Below are 21764 nucleotides of genomic sequence, written 5' to 3'. Positions count from 1 at the left end.
GCCATGCACAGCGGTCGGCGCTGATGCGAGCCATCACTTCGATTTTGGAGTGCGGTTGGCCGGAACGGCCTGGGAGCTTGTAGTGTGGCCCCCTGCGGCGCTGGGCGGGCCGAGCGGGCGATCCCCGAACACCACCGACGAGCCAACCGGCAGCCTGCCAACATACCCATCGACCGACCGACAGGAAAAGAAGCCATGCGTCCATCGACCCTTTTGATAGCCACCGTGTTGATCGCCGCCGCGGCGCCGCTGGCGTCAGCGCAGGGGTTGCCCACACCGGACCAGTTTCGGCAGTGGGATGCGAAATTCCCTCCAGGGCTCTACGAGTTCGTGGACTTCGACCTGGTGGACGGCGCCCCCAAGGCTTCGGGCGCCTCGGGCCCGCGCCGCGTGTGCATGGACCGGATGAATGCCTATCTGGTGGGGCGCGGCACCTACTTCGCGGCACCCCTCAAATCCTGCGAGATGGTGGGCGTGAAGCTCGACGCGCGGGGCCTGGCCCTGTCGCACCACTGCGGCGATCATGCGCAGAGCAAGCGGCCCATCATCGGCGTGATCGCCATCTCGGAGGTGGCGCCGGGCACTTTCCTGGCCACCGTCGGGCGGCAGGTGCATGCGGCACCCGGCGCGCCCACAGAGCCGATGGTGGGCTCGGGCCAGGCGTTCCAGCGCGTCGGGGACTGCCCTTGAGCGGCACCCCCCGTCGATACCCACGCTGAGGGGCCGGCGCACCAGTCCGTTGCAGCCCGCGGCGGTGACCGCCCGGGTGACCGCCCGGGTGTGCGCCGGATGGTGGAGAATCCAGGCCCTTTGCCGGTGTTTGCGCCGCACTCGCTGCGGGCGCCACTATCATTTCGGCCCGACGTTGCGCAAGCACTGCCTGGGGTGTGCCGCCCATGGGTCGGCAGCCACGGGGCTCGGTGCCCCGTTTTTCATCCTCCATTCTTCATTTTTTCGTCTGCAGGTTCCGAGCGTGTGTGAGCGCGTGCTGCTGCTGCAAGCGTTCTTTCATTGCCCTATTTTCATGACCATGCGTCTTTTGCAGGACACCACCCTCGGTATCGACTTCGGCACGTCCAACTCCGCGATGGCGGTGCGCCAGGGCACGGGCCCGGCCCGGATGATCGCGCTGGAGGGCGAGGCGCGCGCGCTGCCCACGGCGCTGTTCTTCAACGGTGAGGACCACCGCACCCACTTCGGGCGGGACGCGGTGGCGCAGTACCTGGCGGGCACCGAGGGGCGGTTGATGCGCTCGCTCAAGAGCCTGCTGGGCAGCGCGCTGCTGCAGGACAAGACCGTGGTGCACGACAAGCTGGTGAGCTACCAGGACGTCATCAGCCTGTTTTTGCGCATGCTGGTGGGCAAGGCCTGCGACGACCTGGGCGGCATGCCCGCGCGCGTGGTGATGGGGCGGCCGGTGCACTTCGTGGACGACGATGCCGAGCGCGACCAGCAGGCCGAGGCCGCGCTGCGCCAGGCCGCGGTGGACGCGGGGTTTTCCGAGGTGTCGTTCCAGCTGGAGCCCATCGCCGCCGCGCTCGACTATGAGCAGCGCATAGCCCGCGAATCCATCGTGCTGGTGGTGGACATCGGCGGCGGTACGTCCGACTTCACCGTGGTGCGGCTGGGGCCGGACCGCTTTGCGCGGCCCGACCGCAGCGGCGACGTGCTGGCCACCACCGGCGTGCACGTGGGCGGCACGGACTTCGACCGCCGCCTCAGCCTGGACCTGCTGATGCCGCTGCTGGGCTTTCGCCACACCGGGCCCTCGGGGCGCGAGGTGCCCAGCCGCGTGTTCTTCGATTTGTCGACCTGGCACCTGATCCAGTGGCTGTACTCGCCCAAGGCGCTGCGCGACGCGCAGAGCCTGCGCACCGACTACGCGGACCCGCGCCTGTACGAGCGCCTGATGTACGTGCTGCGCGAACGCCTGGGCCACCGCATGGCCGACACGGTGGAGCAGGCCAAGATCGCGGCGTCCCTGGCCGACGCCGAGGCGCCCATGCCGCTCGACTGGATCGAGCGCGGGCTGCAGGCCGCGGTCACGCCCCAGGGGTTGTCGCAGTTTCTGGCCCAGCCGCTGGCCCAGGTGGTGGCCTGCGCGCACGACTGCGTGCAGCAGGCGGGCCTGGGCCCGCAGGGCGTGGACGCCATCTACCTGACGGGCGGCTCGTCCGCGCTGCGGCCGCTGCGGCAGGCGCTCAGGGAGGCGTTTCCGGACACGCCGCAGGTGGAGGGAGACTTGTTCGGCGGGGTGGCGGCAGGCCTGGCCGTGTCGCGCTGAGAGGCTGGGTTGTTGGTGAGCCGATGCGCTGAATCGAGTTGATCCAGTGGGTCCAGCTAGCTCAGCGATCGGGCCGTTGCGAGGTGCGCGCGGCACGGGGTGCAGCCGCACCGTGGGCGGCGTCCCTGCCGGAATCCATTTGCTACTAAAGTTATAGCTGCTAGCGCTTGTCTATCAAGCGGTAGAGGCCATTTTCATGCTGGATGCAGGCCATATTCAGTCTGCCGGCTCTTCGCTGTCTTCAACACCCGCTGCATCGCCGCGCTTCCACGCCAGCGCCGTGTCGTACAGCACGTTGCGCGATGCGCCTGTGATCTCGGCCGCCAGCCGCACGGCGGTCTTCAGGGGCAGCTCCTGCACCAGCAGGCGCAGCACGCGCAGGCTGTCGCCGTCGTCGGCCGCCACGGGCACCGGGTGCAGCAGCACGACGAACTCGCCGCGCGAGCGCTGCGGCCCGCCGTCCAGCCAGGCCGCCAGGGCGTGCGCGGGCTGGGTCGTCACTTCCTCGAACTGCTTGGTCAGCTCGCGCGCCAGCGTCACCGGGCGGTCGCCCAGCACGGCCAGGGCGGTGGCCAGTTCGCCGATGCGGTGCGGGGCCTCCAGCAGCAACACGCAGCGGGGCTCGCCGGCCAGCTGCTTGTGGATAACGGCGGCCCGCTCTGCATTCTTGACCGGCAGAAAACCCGCAAACACAAAGCCGCCGTGCTCGGTGCTGTGCGCCACCGCACCCGCCACGCTCAGCGCCGTGGTCACGCTGCTCGCGCCCGGCAGGGGCACGGCCCGCAGCCCGGCGGCCTGCACGGCGGCCACCAGGCGCGCGCCGGGGTCGCTCACGCCCGGGGTGCCGGCGTCGCTCACGTAGGCCACGCGCTGGCCTTGCTGCAGCCGCTGCACCACGGCCTGCGCGGCCTCGGCCTCGTTGTGCTGGTGCACGGCCAGCAGCTGACCGGAGTTCTTGTCGATGCCGTAGGCGCGCAGCAGCGACTGCGTGTGGCGCGTGTCCTCGCAGGCCACGGCGTCCACCAGCTGCAGCACGTGCAGCGCGCGCAGCGTGATGTCCGCCAGGTTGCCGATGGGCGTGGCCACCACGTACAGCGCGCCCTGCGGATAATGCTGCGCAGCCGCTGCCTCATGCGCGGCGCTCTGGGCTGAAGCGAAAGAAGCGCTCAATGAATTTCCTTGGAAGAAAGAAGTCTGCTGCGGCCACGCCTGTGGCGCCCGGCCGCGCTGTGGGCACCACAGCCACGGCGACCGCCAGCACCACCACGCGCGAGCGCGGCAATGCGGCAGAAGACCGGGCCCTGGCGTACCTGCAGGCGCAGGGCCTGCAGCTCGTGGTGCGCAATTATCGGACGCCCGGCCGCGGCGGGGGCGAGATCGACCTCATCATGCGCGATCGGGACGGCACGCTGGTGTTCGTGGAGGTGCGCAGCCGCGCCAGCACGTCCTTCGGCGGCGCGGGCGCGAGCATCAGCGCCGCCAAGCAGCAGCGCATCGTCTTTGCGGCGCGCCACTACCTGTTGCGCCTGCCATCGCCGCCGCCGTGCCGGTTCGACGTGGTGCTGCTGGAGGGCACGGTGCAGTGGATCAAGGCGGCGTTCGATGCACAGTAGCACTTGCAGGCCACGGCAGGCGGCAACGGTTTGCTACAAAAGCTGTAACACGCGGCGGGTATCATCGGGCCCTCATGCTTGAGCAACGCATCCAACAGCATTTCATCGACAGCGCCGACCTGAAGTACCAGGCCGCGCAAGCCCTGAGCCACCCCATCGCCGCCGCCGTGCAGGCCATCCTGGCCTGCGTGACCAGCGGCGGCAAGGTCCTGGCCTGCGGCAACGGCCCCTCGGCCGCCGAAGCCCAGCAGTTCGCCGCCTTCTGCGTCACCGGCTTCGAGCGCGAACGCCCGGAGCTGGCCGCGCTGGCCCTCTCGTCCGACAGCACTTTGCTCACCTCGGCCGCCGTCGGCGCGGGGGCGGTGCACGACGCCACGCAGCAGTTCGCCCGCCAGGTGCGCGCGCTCGGCCAGGCGGGCGACGTGCTGCTGCTGCTCTCGGCCACCGGCAACGATGCCAACCTGATCGCCGCCACCGAGGCCGCGCACGAGCGCGACATGACCGTGGTGGCCCTCACCGGCCGCACGGGCGGCAAGCTGGCGGCGCTGCTGCGCGAGACCGATGTGTTGATCAGCGTCCCCCACGACCGCGCCGCGCGTGTGCGCGAAGTTCATGCCCTGGTGCTGCACTGCCTGAGCGACGGCGTGGACGCCCAGTTACTTGGTGAACAGGAGATTCCGCTATGACGCAAACGACGACGACCATGAACCCGACCCTTCGCCGTGCATCGCGCGCGTCCCGTGCCGTATGCACCGTGCTCGCCACAGCCGCCCTGGCTGCGGGCCTGTCGGCCTGCGCACCGCTGATCGTCGGCGGCGCGATGGTCGGTGGCGTTATGGCAATCGACCGCCGCACGGCCGGCACGCAGATCGAGGACGAAGGCATCGAACTGCGCGCTGCCGCCCGCATCCGCGAAACGTTGGGCGACCGCGCGCACGTCAACGTAACCAGCTACAACCGCCAGGCCCTGCTGACCGGCGAAGTGGCCAGCGCCCAGGACCGGCAGACCGTGGAGCAGATCGTCTCGCAGGTGGAGAACACCCGCTCGGTGGTCAACGACCTGGCCGTCATGCCCACCACCACGCTGAGCCAGCGCTCCAACGACACCTTCATCACCGGCAAGGTCCGCGCCAGTCTGGTGGACGCCAAGGACATCTCGGCCAACTCCTTCAAGGTGGTGACCGAGCGCGGCATCGTCTACCTGATGGGCCGCGTGTCGCAGCGCGAAGCCACCCGCGCCTCCGACATCGCGCGCGGCGTGAGCGGCGTGACCAAGGTGGTGCGCGTGTTCGAGATTGTCTCGGAAGAAGAACTGCGCCGCATCGCCCCGCAGCCCGCGCCCGTCACCACGGACAACACCCGGCCTGCAGGCGGCTGAAGATCAGCAGGCGGGCGTGCCAGCCTGCACGACCTCTGACTAAAAAAGAAATCCCGGCGCGCAACACGCGGCCGGGATTCTTTTCTTGGCGACGACCCTGCGCGCCGTGCTGTGAAACTGGCGCTGCACAAGCCAGCGCACCCGTGGAACCGGCTCCGCCGGGCCACCGGGTGTGTCCCCCCTCGGGGGCTGAGGCCCGCGGCTCCAAGCCTGCCTGCGCAGGCTTGGACAGGCCGAAGAGGCCGCGCCTGCGGCGCGTGCCACCGAGGCGCCGCAGGCGACTCAGGGGGGAGTTATTTCAGCCGCTTGACCAGGCTCGACGTATCCCAGCGGTTGCCGCCCATCTTCTGCACGTCGGCATAGAACTGGTCCACCAGCGCCGTCACCGGCACGCGCGAGCCGTTGCGCTTGGCCTCGTCCAGCACCAGGCCCAGGTCCTTGCGCATCCAGTCCACCGCAAAGCCGAAGTCGAACTTGTCGTCCACCATGGTCTTGCCGCGGTTGTCCATCTGCCAGCTCTGGGCCGCGCCCTTGCCGATCACGTCCAGCACCTGCTTCATGTCCAAGCCCGCGTTCTGGCCAAAGGCCACGGCCTCGGACAGGCCCTGCACCAGCCCGGCGATGCAGATCTGGTTGACCATCTTCGCCAGCTGGCCCGCGCCGCTGTCGCCCAGCAGCGTGAAGGCGCGGGCAAACGCCGCGGCCACGGGCTGGGCGGTGTTGAATGCGTCGGCGTCGCCACCGCACATCACCGTGAGCTGCCCGTTCTGCGCACCGGCCTGGCCGCCCGACACGGGCGCATCGACAAACTGCAGGCCCTGCGCCTTGGCGGCGGCATACAGCTCGCGCGCCACCTCGGCCGACGCGGTGGTGTGGTCCACGAAGACCGCGCCCGGCTTCATGCCCGCAAACGCACCGTCGGCACCGAGCGTCACGGAGCGCAGGTCATCGTCATTGCCCACGCAGCAGAACACGATGTCCGCCCCGGCCGCCGCCTCGCGCGGCGTGGGTGCATGTTTTGGGTCTGTAGCGCTCGCGTACTCTGCGCACCAAGCTATCGATTTGGTAGCGGTGCGGTTGTACACCGTGACCTCATGCCCCGCCAGCGCGAGGTGTCCGGCCATCGGATAGCCCATCACCCCCAGGCCCAGGAAGGCGACCTTGCGGGAAGGGGGGGCGTCGTAGTTGCGGGGGTTGGTACTTGGCATGTGAATACAGAAATGGGTGGATCAAAAAAACGAAAAGCCCGCGATGGGCGTGCACTTGCCAGGGCCACCGTGGAGCGGGCTTTGCCCGCCCACCGGTGGCGTCCCCCTGAGGGGGATGGCGCCGCAGGCGACTCAGGGGGCTTCAAACAATCGCGAAATGCTCGGTACCCTGCGCCAGGTCCGGCGACTTGGCACGCTGGCTGTTGAGCTTGATCTGCAGGCGCAGGTCGTTCAGCGAATCGGCGTTGCGCAGCGCGTCCTCGTAGGTGATCATGTTGGCCTCGTACAGGTCGAACAGCGCCTGGTCGAAGGTCTGCATGCCCAGGTTGCGGCTCTTCTTCATGATCTCCTTGATCTCGTGGACATCGCCCTTGAAGATCAGATCCGAGATCAGCGGCGTGTTCAGCATGATCTCCACGGCCGCAGCCCGGCCCTTGCCGTCCTGCTTGGGAATCAGGCGCTGCGACACCATGGCGCGCAGGTTGAGCGACAGGTCCATCAGCAGTTGCGGGCGGCGCTCTTCGGGGAAGAAGTTGATGATCCGGTCCAGCGCCTGGTTGGCGCTGTTGGCGTGCAGCGTGGCCAGGCACAAGTGGCCGGTTTCGGCAAACGCCACGGCATGTTCCATGGTTTCGCGGTCGCGGATTTCGCCCATCAGGATCACGTCGGGCGCCTGGCGCAGCGTGTTCTTCAGGGCCGCTTCCCAGCTGTCGGTATCCAGGCCCACTTCGCGCTGCGTGACCACGCAGTTCTTGTGCGGGTGCACGAATTCCACCGGGTCTTCCACGGTGATGATGTGGCCGAACGAGTTCTCGTTGCGCCAGTCCACCATGGCGGCCAGGGTGGTCGACTTGCCCGAGCCCGTGGCACCCACCAGGATGCACAGGCCGCGCTTGGTCATCGTCACGTCCTTGAGCACCTGCGGCACGCCCAGTCCGTCGATGGTGGGCAGCGTGAGCGGAATCGTCCGCATCACCATGCCCACGCGCCCCTGCTGCACGAACGCGTTCACCCGGAACCGGCCCACGCCTGCGGGCGAGATGGCGAAGTTGCATTCCTTGGTGCGCTCGAAGTCGGCCACCTGCTTGTCGCTCATCACCGAGCGGGCCAGCGTCAGCGTGTGGGCGGGCGTGAGCGGCTGCGGCGAGACCTTGGTCACCTTGCCATCCACCTTGATCGCGGGCGGGAAGTCTGCCGTGATGAACAAGTCGCTGCCATTGCGGCTCACCATCAGCTTGAGCAGGTCATTGATGAATTTACTGGCCTGATCGCGTTCCATCAGATTTTCTCCCTGGCGTGTTCGTCCGCGGGACGGCCACTGTTGATGATGTTGAATCGTCGGCGCATCGGTGGTGTCACTTCTGGTTGTCGCTCAGGCGGGCGCTGACGACGCGCAGCCGCAGCGACAGCTTGCGGGCCAGCAGGGCGATCAGGCTGGCTGCCAGTTGCGGGTCCTTGGTCATCATGTCGTCCATGGCTTCGGCCGACAGCACCGCAATCTCGCAGTCGGTCAGCGTGGTGCAGGCCGAAAAGCGGATGCCGCTGTCCAGCAGCGACATTTCGCCCAGGATGTCGCCGGGCCGCGTCTCGGCCAGGCGCAGCTGCTCGCCCCAGGGCTGCACGCGGTCCACCGCGATGGTGCCGGTGAGCAGCACGACCATGAAGTTACCGTACTCGTCCTGGCGGATCACATCGCGGTTGGACGGGATGGCGGCGAACTCGAAGAAGCGCTCCATGCGCTCCACGGCGTCCTTGTCCAGGTGCGCCATGTACTTGTCCTTGGCCCACAGCCCCTGCAGCAGCTTGCCGCCGCGGCTCGTGGGCAGGCGCTTGGCGCCCACTTCCACAGCGCGGGCCTCCCAGGGCACCAGCATCGAGTCGTCCACGCCCTGGCCGGCGAACGCGGTGGAGAACAGCACGGAATCCGTGTGGTCGTCCGCGGGCTTGCCGTTGCGGGTTTTCATTTTCAGAAGGCCAAGAATGCCTTTCATAGTGAGCTCCGTAGTGCGACGCTGTGCGCCGCCGTGTCGTCTGTCAATGTGGTGAAGTCTGGATCGCAGAGCGTTCGGAGTCGGCGCGGCCCAAGCCAGCGCCCCCGTGCAAGGGCCGCCCCGCCGCACTGGGGGCGTCCCCATCCCGCATTGCGCAGCAATGCGAGAGAGGGGGAAGGCGCGAAGCGACTCAGGGGGTGTCGCATTTCAGCCGGGGAAGTTGTCGGGGATCTTGGCCTTGGCACGCGCTTCGGCCGGGCTGATGATGTTGCGGCGGACCAGGTCGGTCAGGTTCTGGTCCAGCGTCTGCATGCCCACGCTGTTGCTGGTCTGGATGGTGGAGTACATCTGCGCCACCTTGGCTTCGCGGATCAGGTTGCGGATGGCGCTGGTGCCCAGCATGATCTCGTGCGCCGCCACGCGGCCCGAGCCGTCCTTGGTCTTGCACAGCGTCTGCGAGATCACGGCCTGCAGCGACTCGGACAGCATCGCGCGGACCATTTCCTTTTCTTCGGCCGGGAACACGTCGATGATCCGGTCGATGGTCTTGGCGGCGCTGGAGGTGTGCAGCGTGCCGAACACCAAGTGGCCCGTTTCCGCAGCCGTCATGGCCAGGCGGATGGTTTCCAGGTCGCGCATTTCGCCCACCAGGATGGCGTCCGGGTCTTCGCGCAGTGCGGACTTCAGCGCGGCGGCGAACGACAGCGTCATCGGGCCGACTTCGCGCTGGTTGATCAGGCACTTCTTGGATTCGTGCACGAACTCGATCGGGTCCTCCACCGTGAGGATGTGGCCGTACTCGGTTTCGTTCAGGTAGTTGACCATGGCGGCCAGCGTGGTGGACTTGCCCGAGCCCGTGGGGCCGGTCACCAGCACCAGGCCGCGCGGCTTCAAGGCCAGGTCGCCGAAGATCTTGGGCGCGTTGAGCTGCTCAAGGGTCAGGATCTTGGAAGGAATGGTCCGGAACACGGCGGCCGCGCCGCGGTTCTGGTTGAAGGCGTTGACGCGAAAGCGCGCCAGGCCTTCGATCTCGAACGAGAAGTCGACTTCGAGGAATTCTTCGTACGTCTTGCGCTGCGAGTCGCTCATGATGTCGTACACCATGGCATGCACCGTCTTGTGGTCGAGCGCATCGACATTGATGCGGCGGACATCCCCGTGGACCCGGATCATGGGCGGCAGACCGGCTGAAAGGTGCAGGTCGGAGGCCTTGTTCTTGACGCTGAAAGCGAGCAGTTGGGTAATGTCCACGGAATCCCTCTATCGTTTGATACGCTGTCAAACATTATGACCACGATTGCTAACAACCTCCAACAGGTTCTGGGCAGGATGGCGCAGGCGTGCACAGCTGCTTCGCGCGACCCCGCCAGCGTCCTCCTGCTGGCCGTTTCCAAGACCTTCGGCGCCGACGCGGTGACCGAGGCTGTTGCTGCCGGGCAGCGCGACTTCGGCGAGAACTACATCCAGGAAGGCGTGGACAAGATCATCGCCCTGCGCGCTGCGGAGCCCGCCGTGGCGCTGCAGTGGCACTGCATCGGCCCCATCCAGAGCAACAAGACGCGCCTGGTGGCCGAGCACTTCGACTGGGTTCACACGGTGGACCGCCTGAAGATCGCCGAGCGCCTGTCGGCCCAGCGGCCGGAGCACCTGGCGCCGTTACAAATATGCGTGCAGGTCAACATCGACGGCGGCGCCACCAAGTCCGGCGTGGCGCCCGCCGACACGCTGGAATTGGTGCGCGCTGTCGCGAAACTGCCACGGCTGGTGGTGCGCGGGATCATGAGCATCCCGGACCATGCTCCTGAATTCGAAGCGCAGCGCGCCCTTCATGCGGGCGCCAAGGCGCTTTTTGACCAGATAGCGGCGCTGCAGGAACCCAGACTCGAACACTTCGACACCCTGTCCCTGGGCATGACCGCCGACCTGGAAGCCGCCATCCACGCCGGCAGCACGATGGTGCGCGTGGGCACCGGCATTTTCGGCGGGCGGACTTACCCCACCGCCTGAAGCGCGAGAGGGTCGATCAGCCTGGCAACTGGAACCGCGCCACGCAGTCCAGCGCCGCGGTCACATCCGCCTCGCTCACGTCCAGGTGCGCCACCCAGCGCAGGCGCGTGGCGACGCCGTACAGGCTGCTCGTCACGCGCACGCCGTGCTCCGCCAGCCAGGCCGTGAACGCCGGGGCCACATCCGCATGCAGGTCGGTGAACAGGATGTTGGTCTGCCAGGGGTGGACCGTGATCTTGCCCTGCAGCACCGGATGGCTCTGGTTGAGATCGCTCAGCCCCTGGGCCAGCCGCGCCAGGTTCGCGTGGTCGTCGGCCAGGCGGCGCACGTGGTGCTCCAGCGCGTAGTGGCCCGCGGCGGCCAGCACGCCGGCCTGGCGCATGCCGCCGCCCAGGATCTTGCGGGTGCGGCGGGCCTGGCGGATGAAGTCGCGCGAGCCCAGCACCAGCGAGCCGACCGGCGCCCCCAGCCCCTTGCTCAGGCACAGCGATGCCGAATCGAAATGGCTGCACAGCGCACGCGCCTCGTCGTACACATCGCTGCCGTGGCGCGCCGCATTGGCCGTGGCGGCGTTGAACAGGCGCGCGCCGTCCAGGTGCATGGCCAGCCCCCGGCTGCGCGCCAGCTGGGCCACCTCGGCGATGTAGGCGGGCGGCAGCACCTGGCCGCCGGTCGTGTTCTCCAGCACCACGAGGCGGGTGCGCGCGAAGTGCGGGTCGTCCGGCTTGATGGCGGCGGCGATGTCGGCAATGCGCAAGGTGCCGTCAGGCTGCGTCTCCACCGGCTGCGGCTGGATGGAGCCCAGCACCGCCATGCCGCCGGCCTCCCAGCGGTAGGTGTGCCAGCTCTGGCCCACGATGGCCTCGTCGCCGCGCTGGCAGTGGCCCCACAGGGCGATCAGGTTGGTCTGCGTGCCCGAGGGGGCGAACAGCGCGGCCTCGAAGCCCAGCAACTGCGCCGCATGCTCCTGCAGCGCGTTCACCGAAGGGTCGTCGGCAAACACATCGTCGCCCAGCGGGGCCTTGAACATGGCCTCGCGCATGGCGGGCGTGGGCTGGGTGACGGTGTCGCTGCGAAAGTCGGGCATGGGCGCGGTCCTTGTGGGTCGGGTCGATGAATGCAAAGACCGGCCATGGTAGCGGCGGCCTGTGGCGGCTGCCGCTGTGGGGTCTACCGCGCGCAGATGTGCCGTGCAGTCAAGGCCGGGTCATCTTGCAGTCCGTGCCTTGCGCCAGCTCATTGCCGGTGTAGGCCGCATCGGTGCGGAAGCCGTAGTTCGTGCCCTCCCATCCGACCTTGACGGTCTTGCCATCCACTGGCGCGATGGTGTTGACCACCTGCGGCAGCAGCAGCTGGTGGTCCTCTGCGCGCATGCGCACCGGGCCCACCACGGAGTCGAGCGTCAGGTCTTCCAGGGCGCGCGCCACCTTCACCGCGTCGGTGGACTGCGCCTTCTGGATCGCGGCGGCCAGAAAGCGCGGCGTCATCTCGATGCGCGGCGCAAGGAAGTCCTTGCCCGTCTTGGCCTTGTAGGCCTTGGCAAGGCCATCCACCTTGGGGGTGTCGGCCTGGCCCGGGTGCCATTCGGCCACCCAGGTCAGCTGGCCTTGCTTGGCCTGCGATACGGCCAGCACCGTCCCGGGAATGGAGCCCGCGCTGTGGTTGAAGTAGCGCAGGTTGTAGCCCGCATCACCCGCGGCTTTCAGCAGCAGCGTCATGTCCTGCCCCCAGTTGCCGGTGATGATGGAGTCGGCGTCGGTGCTCTTGACCTTGGCGAGGTAGGGCGCAAAGTCCTTCACGCGGCCGATGGGGTGCAGCGCCTCGCCCACGAACTGCACGTCGGGCCGCGCCAGGCCCACCATCTCGCGGCCGTAGTGCGCCCACTGCTTGCCGTGCGCGTAGTCCTGGTTCAGCAGGTACACCTTCTTGATGTCCGGCTGCTTCTTGATGTAGTTGGCAATCGCCTTCATCTTCATGGCGGTGTTCGCCTCGAACTGGAAGTGCCAGAAGTTGCATGCCTTGCCCGTCAGCTCCGGGTCGATGGAGGAGTGGTTCAGCACCAGGATCTCCTTGCCCGGGTTGCGCTGGTTGTGGCGCGCCGCAGCCTGCACCAGCGCGGTGACCACCGACGAGCCCGAGCCGCCTGTCACGATGGCCTTGGCCCCCTGGTCGATGGCGGCCTGCAGCGCGCTCTGGCTCTCCTGCGCAGACAGCTTGCTGTCGAACTGCAGCAATTGCAGCTTCACGCCCTTGAGCACGCCGCCCTTGGCGTTGATGTCCTCGATGGCGTACTGCGTGTGCGTGAGCATCAGCTCGCCCACGTTGGCGAACGGTCCCGACAGCGGGTCGATGTAGGCGACCTTGAAGGTCTCCTGCGCGCTGGCGGCCGTGCCGATCAGCAGGGCTGCGGCAGCGGCCAGCGGGGTGGTGAGGAAGGCGGTTTTCATGGCGTCGTTGTCTCCTGTTGTTATGAAGCTGTCGTCTGCAGGGCCCTGCGCCGCGGGGCCGTGGGCTGCTATGCCTTGTCCCGCTTGCGGCTGCGCCGCAGCCCCAGCACGCGCCAGGCCAGTTGGGCCAGCTCGTGTGCCACCTCGTCCTGCGACAGGCGGCCGTCGGGCCGGTACCAGTTATAGAGAAAGCCGGGCAGGCTGCACGCGGCCAGCGCGGTGATCTTGGTGTCGTTGAACTCGAACATGCCGTCGTCGCGGCCCTGTTCGAGCAGCGCGCACAACTGGTCGTAGAAGTGGTTCGCCAGATCCTTTTGCGCCGCCAGGTACTCGGGCCGGTAGACCTGCGGCTCGCGGTACGGGAAGAACGCCGACGGGTGGTGCGCCAGCGTCGCGCGAATCAGCCGCTCGATGCCTTCGGTCACCTTCACATGGGCAGGGCGGTCGTCGCCTGCGGCAAAGTCCATCGCCGTGAAGCACGCCACCGCGGGCGCCCACGACAGCGTCTCGAAGATCTCCTGCTTGTTGCGGAAGTAGTAGTACACAAAGGGCTTGGTCACGCCCAGCCGCTGCACGATCTGCTCGATGGTCGTGTTGGCGTAGCCCTGCGCATCGAACAGCGCCTCGGCCGCGCGTAGGATGCGTTCGCGCTTCTCGTCCGAGCCGGCCGTGGCGGCCTTTTGCCGGCCGGTGGCCTGCACGGGGGGCTGCTGTTTCATGGCTGTCCTTTGTGCGACGGTTGACTTATACCCATGGGTAGCATTGTTCTACCGAGCGGTATATATTGGCAAGACGCTGGCGGGTGCGGGCACTCAGCGAAAACCCTGAGCAGCCGCCAGGAACCAGCGATGCCAGACACCTCGGAGACAACGCCATGCCCTCTGCCGCACCGCAGCTGCCGCTGCACGAACACCTGCGCCGCCACGCGCGCGACACGCCCGACCGCGTGGCCTACCTCTGGTACGGCCGGCCCCTCACCTGGGCAGAGATCGACGCGGCCAGCGACGCATTCGCGGCGCGGCTGCAGGCACTCGGCGTGGCCAAGGGCGAGCCCGTGGCGCTGTTCATGAACAACTGCCCGCAGTACGTGATGGCGCACTACGGCATCCAGAAGATCGGTGCCATCGTATGCCCCTGCGGGCCGCTGAACAAGGAGCACGAGCTCGAATACCAGCTCACCGACCTGCAGGCGCGCGTGGTGGTGGCGGCCGACGTGCTGCTGCCCGTGGTGGACAAGGTGCGCGCGAAGACCGCGCTCGCGCACGTGTTCGTGGTGCGCTACGCCGAACTGCTGCCGGCCGGCGAACCCAGCATCGACATCCCCGCCGAGCTGCTGGCCCTGCGCGCCGCCATGGCCCCCGTGCCGCCGGGCTGTGAAGACTTCCTGGCCGCCACGCGCACCGGCGCGCGGCCCGCGCCGGTGGCCTTGTCGATGGACGACGTCTCGCTGATGACCTACACCTCGGGCACCACCGGCCTGCCGAAGGGCGCGATGCTGAGCTACGGCAACGCCACGTTCAAGACGGCGGCCTCCGCCGACTGCAACGGCATGACGCCGCACGAGACGCTGCTGGCCGTGGCACCGCTGTACCACATCGCCGGCATGGTGATGGGGGTGAACCTGCCGGTCTACACCGGCGCCACCGCGGTGCTGCTGTACCGCTTCGACCCGCTGGGCGTGGCCCAGGCGCTGGAGCGCCACCGCGTCACCTGGTGGTACAGCATCGCGCCCATGAACGGCGCGCTCATGCAAGTGCCGGGCGCGCGCGGCATGGACTGGAGCGCGCTGCGCCGCAACCCGGTCACGAGCTTCGGCATCACCTTCACCGAGGCGCTGGCCCAGCAATGGCAGCAGTTCGCGCCGAACTGCATCTCGCACGAGGCGGCTTACGGGCTGTCCGAAACCCACACGGTGGACACCGCCATGCCGGTGGACGCCATCCGCTGGGGCACGCAGGGCAAGCCCGTGCCGGGCAACACCCTGCGCATCGTCGACCCCGACACCGGCGCGCCGCTGCCCACCGGCGAGGTGGGCGAGATCACCATCCACGGCCCCGGCAACTTCCAGGGCTACTGGAACAAGCCCGAGGCCACGGCCAAGACGCTGCGGGACGGCTGGGTCTACACCGGCGACATGGGCAAGATCGATGCGGACGGCTACCTCACCTTCATCGGCCGTTTCAAGGAGATGATCAAGGTGTCGGGCTACAGCGTGTTCCCCGAAGAGGTCGAGACCTTGCTCATCAAGCACCCTGCCGTGGCACAGGCCGCGGTTATTGGCGTGCCCGATGCAGAAAAGGGTGAGGTGGTGCGCGCCTTCATCGTCAAGAAGCCCGGCCAGGATGTGGACGCCGCCGGCCTAGTGGCCTGGTGCCGCGAGAACATGGCGCCCTACAAAGCCCCGCGCGAGGTGCGTTTCATCGACGCACTGCCCGCCACGGGCGCTGGCAAAGTGCTGCGCCGCCTGCTTCGGGATGCATGAAACACCCCCTGAGTCGCCTGCGGCGCCTTCCCCCTCTCTCTACGCGCTTCGCGCTAGGGAGGGGGACGCTCCCAGCGCGGCGGGGCGGCCCTTGCGCGGGAGCCCTGGTGTGGGCCCCGGCAGTTGCAAGCGCTGCGAGGCGAGCGCAGTTCCATGAGTCCATCAACCAGAAAAAATGGCCGCCAGCGCTTATCAGTAAAGCGCTAAAAGCTATAAAAAAAGAATCAAAACCATGACCTTGCCCTTCTTCGCCAAAGTCCTGATCGCCAACCGGGGAGAGATCGCACTGCGCACTGTGCGCGCCCTGCACGACCTGGGCATCGCCAGCGTAGCCGTGTATGCCGACGACGACGCCGCCAGCCCCCACGTCCACGCGGCCACCACGGCCGTGGCGTTGGGGTCGACCGGCCCGGCGGCCTACCTGGACGGTGCGCGCCTCATCGCCATTGCCAAGGCCCAGGGCTGCGATGCCGTGCATCCGGGCTATGGATTCCTGAGCGAGCGCGCCGACTTCGCCCGTGCGTGCGCCGACGCCGGGCTGCGCTTCATCGGCCCCACGCCCGCGCAGCTGGCGCTGTTCGGCGACAAGGCGCAGGCCCGTGCGCTGGCGCAGCAGCAGGGCGTATCCCTCATGCCCGGCACGCAGGCGGCGGTGGCGCTGGGCGAGGCGCAGGCCTTCTTCGCGCAGCACGCCACGGCAGGCATCGTCATCAAGGCCATCGGCGGCGGCGGCGGGCGCGGCATGCGCGCGGTGGCGTCGGCCGATGACCTGCCCGCCGCCTACGCGCGCTGCCGCAGCGAGGCGCAGGCCGCCTTTGGGGTGGACGGCGTGTACGTGGAGCGCCTGATGGTCAACGCCCGCCACATCGAAGTGCAGGTGCTGGGCGACGGGCGCGAGGTGATCGCGCTGGGCGAGCGCGAGTGCACGCTGCAGCGGCGCTTTCAGAAGGTGGTGGAGATCGCGCCCAGCCCTTCGCTGCCCGCAGCGCTGCGCGAGCGCATCACCACCGCTGCCTTGTCGATGGCGCGGGCCGTGGCCTACGAAGGCCTGGGCACCTTCGAGTTCCTGGTGGACTTGGCGTCCCGCGAACTGCCTTTCGTGTTCATCGAATGCAACCCGCGCCTGCAGGTGGAGCACACCGTCACCGAAGAGGTCACCGGCGTGGACCTGGTGCAGGCCCAGATCGCGCTGGCGGCGGGCCGCACGCTGCAGGACATTGGCCTGAACCCCGCCGCGCCGCCGCCTGTCCAGGGTTTTGCGGTGCAGTGGCGCATCAACGCCGAGACGCTGGATGCGCAGGGCGGCGCCACGCCCGGCAGCGGCACGCTGGTCCGCTTCGACCTGCCCACGGGCCCCGGCGTGCGCGTGGACACGCACGGCGCAGCGGGCGACGCGCCCTCACCGCACTACGACACGCTGCTGGCCAAGCTCATCGTGCACACGCGCAGCCCGCGCTTTGCCGATGCACTGCGCCGCTCGCAGCGCGCGCTGGCCGAGTGCCGCATCGAGGGCGTGGCCACCAACCTGGCGCTGCTGCAGGCGCTGGCCGCGCGGCCCGAGATGGAGAGCCAGCAGGTGCACACGCGCTGGCTCGAATCGGTGCTGCCTGCATTGCTGGATGCTACTAAAAACATAGCTGTTGGCGCTCGTCTAACAAGCGGTAGCGGCCTGAAAGACACTCAAAACACTGCGTCCGCTCTCGCACCCACGCTCGCACCGCCAGGCGCGGTGCTGGCTCCCATGCCTGCACGCTTGGTGCAGCTCAGCGTGGCCCAGGGCGACGTGGTCGCCGCAGGTGCCGAGCTGGCCGTGCTCGAGGCCATGAAGATGGAGCACGTGCTGCTGGCCCCGCATGCAGGCCGCGTGGGTGCGCTGCTGGCCGTGGCGGGCGGCTACCTGGTGCAGGGGCAGCCGCTGCTGGTGCTGGAGGCCGCCGCAGATGCGGCGGCTGTGCAAGCGCCGGGCAGCGCCGCGCTCGACCCCGACCACATCCGCGCCGACCTGCAGCGCGTGATCGACCGCCATGCCTTCACGCTCGACGCCGCGCGCCCCGAGGCGATGGACAAGCGCCACGCCCAAGGCGGCCGCTCCGCGCGCGAGAACATCGCCGACCTGTGCGACGACGGCAGCTTCATCGAATACGGGGCGCTGGCCATCGCCGCGCAGACGCGCCGCCGCAGCCTTGAGGATCTGATCGCCAACACGCCGGCCGACGGCATGGTCACCGGCATCGGCGGCATCAACGGCGCACTCTTCGGGCCCGAGAAATCCCGCGCCGTCGTCATGTCGTACGACGCCACCGTGCTGGCCGGCACCCAGGGTGCGCGCAACCACGCCAAGACCGACCGCATGCTGGGCATCGCCCTCGCGCAGAAGCTCCCGGTGGTGCTGTGGGCCGAAGGCGGCGGTGGACGCCCGGGCGATACCGACATGCCCATCGTGGCAGGCCTGCACGTGCACACGTTCGCCAGCTACGCCGCGCTGTCGGGCCAGGTGCCGGTGATCGGCATCGCGGCGGGGCGCTGCTTTGCCGGCAACGCGGCGCTGCTGGGCTGCAGCGACGTGATCATCGCCACGCGCGGCAGCAACATCGGCATGGGCGGCCCGGCCATGATCGAAGGCGGCGGCCTGGGCGTCTTCAAGCCCGAGCAGATCGGCCCGAGCCGCGTGCAGCATGCCAATGGCGTGATCGACGTGCTGGTGGATGACGAGGCCGGGGCGGTGCAGGCCGCGCGCCACTACCTGTCGTTCTTCCAGGGCCGCACACCGCAATGGTCCGCGCCCGACCAGCACCTGCTGCGCGCCGTGGTGCCCGAGAACCGCCTGCGCGTGTACGACACCCGCACGGCGATGGCGGGCCTGGTGGACGAGGGCAGCCTGCTGCCGCTGCGCACCGGCTTCGGCGCCGGCATCCACACCGCGCTGGCGCGCATCGAAGGCCGCCCCGTGGGCCTTCTGGCCAACAACCCGCTGCACCTGGGCGGCGCCATCGACGCCGATGCGGCCGACAAAGGCGCGCGCTTCATGCAGCTGTGCAACGCGCATGGTCTGCCTATCGTGAGCCTGGTGGACACGCCCGGCTTCATGGTCGGCCCCGAGGTCGAAGCCACGGCCCAGGTGCGCCACGTGAGCCGCCTGTTCGTCACCGCCGCCAGCCTGCGCGTGCCCACCTTCAGCGTGGTGCTGCGCAAGGGCTACGGCCTGGGCGCGATGGGGATGACGGCCGGGGGCTTCCATGCGCCCGTGTTCACGGTGGCCTGGCCCACGGGCGAGTTCGGCGCCATGGGCCTGGAAGGCGCGGTGCGCCTGGGCTTTCGCAAGGAGCTGGAGGCCCTGCCCGAAGGCCCCGAGCGCGACGCGCTGTTCGCCAAGCTCCTGGCCAGGTCGTACGCCAACGGCGAGGCGCTGCACATGGCCGCCACGCTGGAGATCGATGCGGTGATCGACCCGGCCGACACCCGGGCGTGGCTCGCGCGCGGGCTGGCGTCGGCGCAGGTGGGGCCGCTGGGGCACCGGTTCGTCGATACCTGGTGAGCCGGCGCCGGCGCCGGCGCTGGCGTTGGTCTAACGCTGCATCAGCGCCAGCTTTCCCCCCAGTGCCACGAACGCCGCTGCAAAGCCGCGCCGCAGCCACATCAGCACGCTCGGGCGCTCCAGGACCTGGTTGCGAAACCGTGCCGCAAAGACGCCGTAGGCCAGGAACACCACGAACGTCATCGCCATGAACACCAGCGACAACTGCGCCATGCGTGCCGCGGGCTGCGCTTCGCCCGGCGCGATGAACTGCGGCAGGAACGTGAGGAAGAACAGCGACAGCTTGGGATTGAGGAGGTTGACCAGCATGGCTTCTGCGATGCGCGCGCCGGTCGAGCGTGCGGGCGCGTCGGTGCGCACCTGCAGGGCAGCGGGCGAGCGCCAGGTGGCCCAGCCCATGTACAGCAGGTACGCCACGCCCACGTAGCGCAGAACGTCGAAGGCGGTGGCGCTGGCATGGAGCAGCGCGGCCAGCCCGGTGACGGCCGCCAACAGGTGCGGCACGATGCCCAGCGTGCAGCCCACGGCAGTGACGGCGGCCGCCCGTGCGCCGCCCGAGAGCCCGGCCGCCACGGTCAGCAGTGCGCCCGGCCCCGGCGATACGACGACGATGAGTGAGGTGATGAGGAATTCGATGCCCATGGCGCTGAAGCCGCGTCGCAGCGGCATGAGGTGGAGATGGCCGCAGCATCGACCCACCACCGGCCTGCCGTCTTGAACAAAATTGCAGGCGAGCTCTTGCCCCGCCATCAGCCGTGGGCGCGCAGGTAGGCGTGCGGTGTGGCGCCGAAGCTGCGCGCGAACAGGCGTGTCAGGTGGCTCTGGTCGGCAAAGCCGCTGGCGGCGGCGACTTCGGCCAGCGGCATCCGCGCCGCCATCAGTCGCCGCGCGTGGTGCAGCCTGCGCTGCACCAGGTAGGCATGCGGGGTCAGGCCCGTCGCCTGCGCGAACTGGCGCACCAGCTGGTATCGGCTCAAGCCGGCTTCGTGGGCCAGTTGCGCCAGGCTCCAGGCGGTCGTGGGGTCGTCGTCCATCATGGCGCGGGCGGTTGCAATGCGCGCAGCGGCATGCCGGCCGGGGCCCGGCAAGCGCAGCAGGCACGCCAGGATCTGCAACAGGCATTCCTCCACCCGCAGCGGTGCGGCCGCGTGGGCCGGGTGCGCAGTGGCCGCGGTGAACAGCGCGTGGACCTGCGCCGCGAGCCGTGCGTCGCGCAGGTTGGGCGCATGGAACTCGAAGCTGGCGCCGGGCAGGCCCGGGCGCACCTCGGCCGCCAGGTCCGCCACCAAGGCCGGTTCCAGGTACAGCATGCGCCATGCGCGACCGCCGTCGCCCAGCGGCTTGCCATCGTGGACCTCGCCGGGATTGACCGTGATGGTGTCGCCCGGAAGCGACTCCACCGTGCCCCGGCCGCTGAAGGATTTCTGCGCGCCCCGGTCGATCACGCCCAGGCCGAACTGCAGGTGCATGTGCCTGCCGAACGCGAACTGCGAATCGGCCCGCATCGCATCGATGCCGGGCACGGTGGTGGGCAGGAACTGGAAGGGTTTGGACGGCATGGCGCACGGGCTCCGGGTGGCGCGGGGCCATGATAAGCTGGCCCGATCACCTTGTTTCATGCCCCCAGTTTCACACGTGGAGACTCCCCATGCCCGGCCTTTTGCCCGATATCGACCCCGATGGTTTGCTTGAGTTTTCGGTGGTCTACACCGACCGCGCGCTCAACCACATGTCCAAGCGCTTCACCGGCGTGGTGCAGGACATTCTGGGCACGCTGAAAGAGGTCTACCACGCCCACACGGCCGTGCTGGTGCCCGGCAGCGGCACCTTCGGCATGGAGGCCGTGGCCCGCCAGTTCGCCAACCGCGAGAAAGTGCTCATCGTGCGCAACGGCTGGTTCAGCTACCGCTGGACGCAGATCTTCGACGCCGACCAGGGCCTGGGCGGCGGCTCGGTGGTGTGCAAGGCACGCCCCCAGGGCAGCGGCCCGCAGGCCCCCTGGGCGCCATGCCCGGCCGACGAAGTCGCAGCCACCATCCGCGCCGAAAAACCCAAGGTGGTGTTCGCCCCCCATGTGGAGACGGCCAGCGGCATCATCCTGTCCGACGACTACCTCCGCACCGTGACGGCTGCGGCCCACGAGGTGGGCGCGCTGTTCGTGCTGGACTGCGTGGCCTCGGGCGCCATGTGGGTGGACATGCAGGCCACGGGTGTGGACGTGCTCATCAGCGCGCCGCAAAAGGGCTGGAGCGGCTCGCCCTGCTGCGCCATGGTGATGCTGGGTGAACGCGCGCGCCAGGCCATCGACGGCACCACGAGCAGCAGCTTTTCGTGCGACCTCAAGAAGTGGATGCAGATCGCCGAAGGCTATGAAAAGGGCCAGCACGCGTACCACACCACCATGCCCACCGACGCCCTGGTGCGCCTGGCCGAGGTGATGGCCGAGACGCGCGCCTACGGCTTCGCCAAGGTGCGCGACGAGCAGATCGAGCTGGGCGCCAAGGTGCGCGCGCTGCTCGAGTCGCGCGGCTTCCCCAGCGTGGCGGCCGAAGGCTTCAAGGCGCCCGGCGTGGTCGTGAGCTACACCACCGACCCCGGCATCCAGAACGGCAAGAAGTTCATGGAAGTGGGCCTGCAGACCGCTGCCGGCGTGCCGCTGCAGTGCGACGAAGGCCCGGACTTCAAGACCTTCCGCGTCGGCCTGTTTGGCCTTGAGAAGTGGCACAACGTGGACCGCACCGTGGGCCACTTGTCGAAGGCGCTGGACCAGATTGCAGCCGCGCCCTGACCTGCGTTGTGGCGTGGCGCAGGGCGTCGTT

19 protein-coding genes are annotated in these 21764 nt (G+C 68.7%); 9 read left to right on the top strand and 10 right to left on the bottom strand.

Annotated elements, in window-relative coordinates; genetic code table 11:
* Positions 1–195: 195 nt before the first annotated feature.
* Both ASG27_RS06585 and ASG27_RS06580 read left to right on the top strand, forming a co-directional pair.
* On the top strand, positions 196–690 hold the full coding sequence (locus tag ASG27_RS06585) for a hypothetical protein (protein ID WP_156370532.1): 495 nt from the start codon (positions 196–198) through the stop codon (positions 688–690).
* 340 nt (positions 691–1030) lie between these two features.
* Positions 1031–2284, top strand: a complete 1254-nt coding sequence (locus ASG27_RS06580; protein ID WP_082485860.1) for an Hsp70 family protein — start codon at positions 1031–1033, stop codon at positions 2282–2284.
* Between the two features lie 216 nt (positions 2285–2500).
* On the opposite strand, the gene rsmI is transcribed toward ASG27_RS06580, so the two are convergent.
* Positions 2501–3454 carry a 16S rRNA (cytidine(1402)-2'-O)-methyltransferase gene (gene rsmI / locus ASG27_RS06575; RefSeq protein WP_056410040.1) on the bottom strand — a complete coding sequence of 318 codons (954 nt, stop codon included), beginning with the start codon at positions 3452–3454 and terminating at the stop codon, positions 2501–2503.
* On the opposite strand from rsmI, the gene ASG27_RS06570 reads away from it, so the two are divergent.
* The 3 genes from ASG27_RS06570 (at position 3454) to ASG27_RS06560 (ending at position 5275) form a co-directional block, all read left to right on the top strand.
* Entirely contained in the window at positions 3454–3897 is a 444-nt protein-coding gene (locus ASG27_RS06570) for a YraN family protein (RefSeq protein ID WP_056410038.1), read from the top strand. The two genes, rsmI and ASG27_RS06570, sit on opposite strands and share 1 nt — an antisense overlap.
* Before the next feature lie 74 nt (positions 3898–3971).
* Positions 3972–4583, top strand: a complete 612-nt coding sequence (locus tag ASG27_RS06565; RefSeq protein WP_056410037.1) for an SIS domain-containing protein — start codon at positions 3972–3974, stop codon at positions 4581–4583.
* Between the two features lie 17 nt (positions 4584–4600).
* Entirely contained in the window at positions 4601–5275 is a 675-nt protein-coding gene (locus ASG27_RS06560; protein ID WP_056410035.1) for a BON domain-containing protein, read from the top strand.
* A 293-nt stretch (positions 5276–5568) separates the two neighbouring features.
* Here the strand turns inward: ASG27_RS06560 and ASG27_RS06555 are convergent, their stop codons facing one another.
* The 4 genes from ASG27_RS06555 to ASG27_RS06540 all read right to left on the bottom strand — a co-directional run bounded on the left by ASG27_RS06555 (position 5569) and on the right by ASG27_RS06540 (position 9725).
* Entirely contained in the window at positions 5569–6483 is a 915-nt protein-coding gene (locus ASG27_RS06555; protein ID WP_056410033.1) for an NAD(P)-dependent oxidoreductase, read from the bottom strand.
* 142 nt (positions 6484–6625) lie between these two features.
* Entirely contained in the window at positions 6626–7762 is a 1137-nt protein-coding gene (locus tag ASG27_RS06550; protein WP_056410031.1) for a PilT/PilU family type 4a pilus ATPase, read from the bottom strand.
* Positions 7763–7838: 76 nt separating this feature from the next.
* The gene (locus ASG27_RS06545) at positions 7839–8474 is read right to left on the bottom strand and encodes a Crp/Fnr family transcriptional regulator (RefSeq protein ID WP_056165064.1); all 636 of its coding nucleotides are present in this window, start codon (positions 8472–8474) and stop codon (positions 7839–7841) included.
* Positions 8475–8681: 207 nt separating this feature from the next.
* Positions 8682–9725: a type IV pilus twitching motility protein PilT gene (locus ASG27_RS06540; protein WP_056165066.1), complete on the bottom strand. Its 1044-nt coding sequence runs from the start codon at positions 9723–9725 to the stop codon at positions 8682–8684.
* Positions 9726–9761: 36 nt separating this feature from the next.
* Between ASG27_RS06540 and ASG27_RS06535 the strand changes: the two genes are divergently transcribed.
* A complete protein-coding gene (locus ASG27_RS06535) occupies positions 9762–10481 on the top strand; it encodes a YggS family pyridoxal phosphate-dependent enzyme (protein ID WP_056410030.1) in 720 nt (239 codons plus the stop codon).
* Between the two features lie 16 nt (positions 10482–10497).
* On the opposite strand, the gene ltaE is transcribed toward ASG27_RS06535, so the two are convergent.
* The 3 genes from ltaE to ASG27_RS06520 form a co-directional block, all read right to left on the bottom strand.
* Positions 10498–11568, bottom strand: coding sequence for a low-specificity L-threonine aldolase (gene ltaE, locus ASG27_RS06530; RefSeq protein WP_056410027.1), 1071 nt, complete (start codon positions 11566–11568; stop codon positions 10498–10500).
* A 109-nt stretch (positions 11569–11677) separates the two neighbouring features.
* Positions 11678–12928: a branched-chain amino acid ABC transporter substrate-binding protein gene (locus ASG27_RS06525; protein ID WP_156370530.1), complete on the bottom strand. Its 1251-nt coding sequence runs from the start codon at positions 12926–12928 to the stop codon at positions 11678–11680.
* Between the two features lie 68 nt (positions 12929–12996).
* Complete coding sequence (locus ASG27_RS06520) at positions 12997–13647, bottom strand: TetR/AcrR family transcriptional regulator (protein WP_056410025.1); 651 nt, start codon at positions 13645–13647, stop codon at positions 12997–12999.
* Positions 13648–13802: 155 nt separating this feature from the next.
* Here ASG27_RS06520 and ASG27_RS06515 point away from each other — a divergent pair, with 155 nt between their 5' ends.
* Positions 13803–15410, top strand: a complete 1608-nt coding sequence (locus ASG27_RS06515; protein WP_056410023.1) for an AMP-binding protein — start codon at positions 13803–13805, stop codon at positions 15408–15410.
* Between the two features lie 232 nt (positions 15411–15642).
* Entirely contained in the window at positions 15643–18945 is a 3303-nt protein-coding gene (locus ASG27_RS06510) for an acetyl-CoA carboxylase family protein (RefSeq protein WP_056410021.1), read from the top strand.
* Between the two features lie 30 nt (positions 18946–18975).
* Here the strand turns inward: ASG27_RS06510 and ASG27_RS06505 are convergent, their stop codons facing one another.
* Both ASG27_RS06505 and ASG27_RS06500 read right to left on the bottom strand, forming a co-directional pair.
* Positions 18976–19614 (bottom strand): LysE family translocator, encoded by a 639-nt coding sequence (locus ASG27_RS06505; RefSeq protein WP_235503843.1) that lies wholly within the window; start codon positions 19612–19614, stop codon positions 18976–18978.
* Positions 19615–19694: 80 nt separating this feature from the next.
* The gene (locus ASG27_RS06500) at positions 19695–20504 is read right to left on the bottom strand and encodes a helix-turn-helix transcriptional regulator (RefSeq protein WP_056410019.1); all 810 of its coding nucleotides are present in this window, start codon (positions 20502–20504) and stop codon (positions 19695–19697) included.
* An 89-nt stretch (positions 20505–20593) separates the two neighbouring features.
* Between ASG27_RS06500 and ASG27_RS06495 the strand changes: the two genes are divergently transcribed.
* A complete protein-coding gene (locus ASG27_RS06495; protein WP_056410017.1) occupies positions 20594–21733 on the top strand; it encodes an aminotransferase class V-fold PLP-dependent enzyme in 1140 nt (379 codons plus the stop codon).
* Positions 21734–21764: the final 31 nt, after the last annotated feature.

The sequence above is a fragment of the Acidovorax sp. Leaf191 genome (genome assembly GCF_001424425.1).
Lineage (GTDB): Bacteria > Pseudomonadota > Gammaproteobacteria > Burkholderiales > Burkholderiaceae_C > Acidovorax.
Note: the sequence above shows the minus strand (reverse complement) of the source record. Positions and strands in the feature narration are given on the sequence as shown.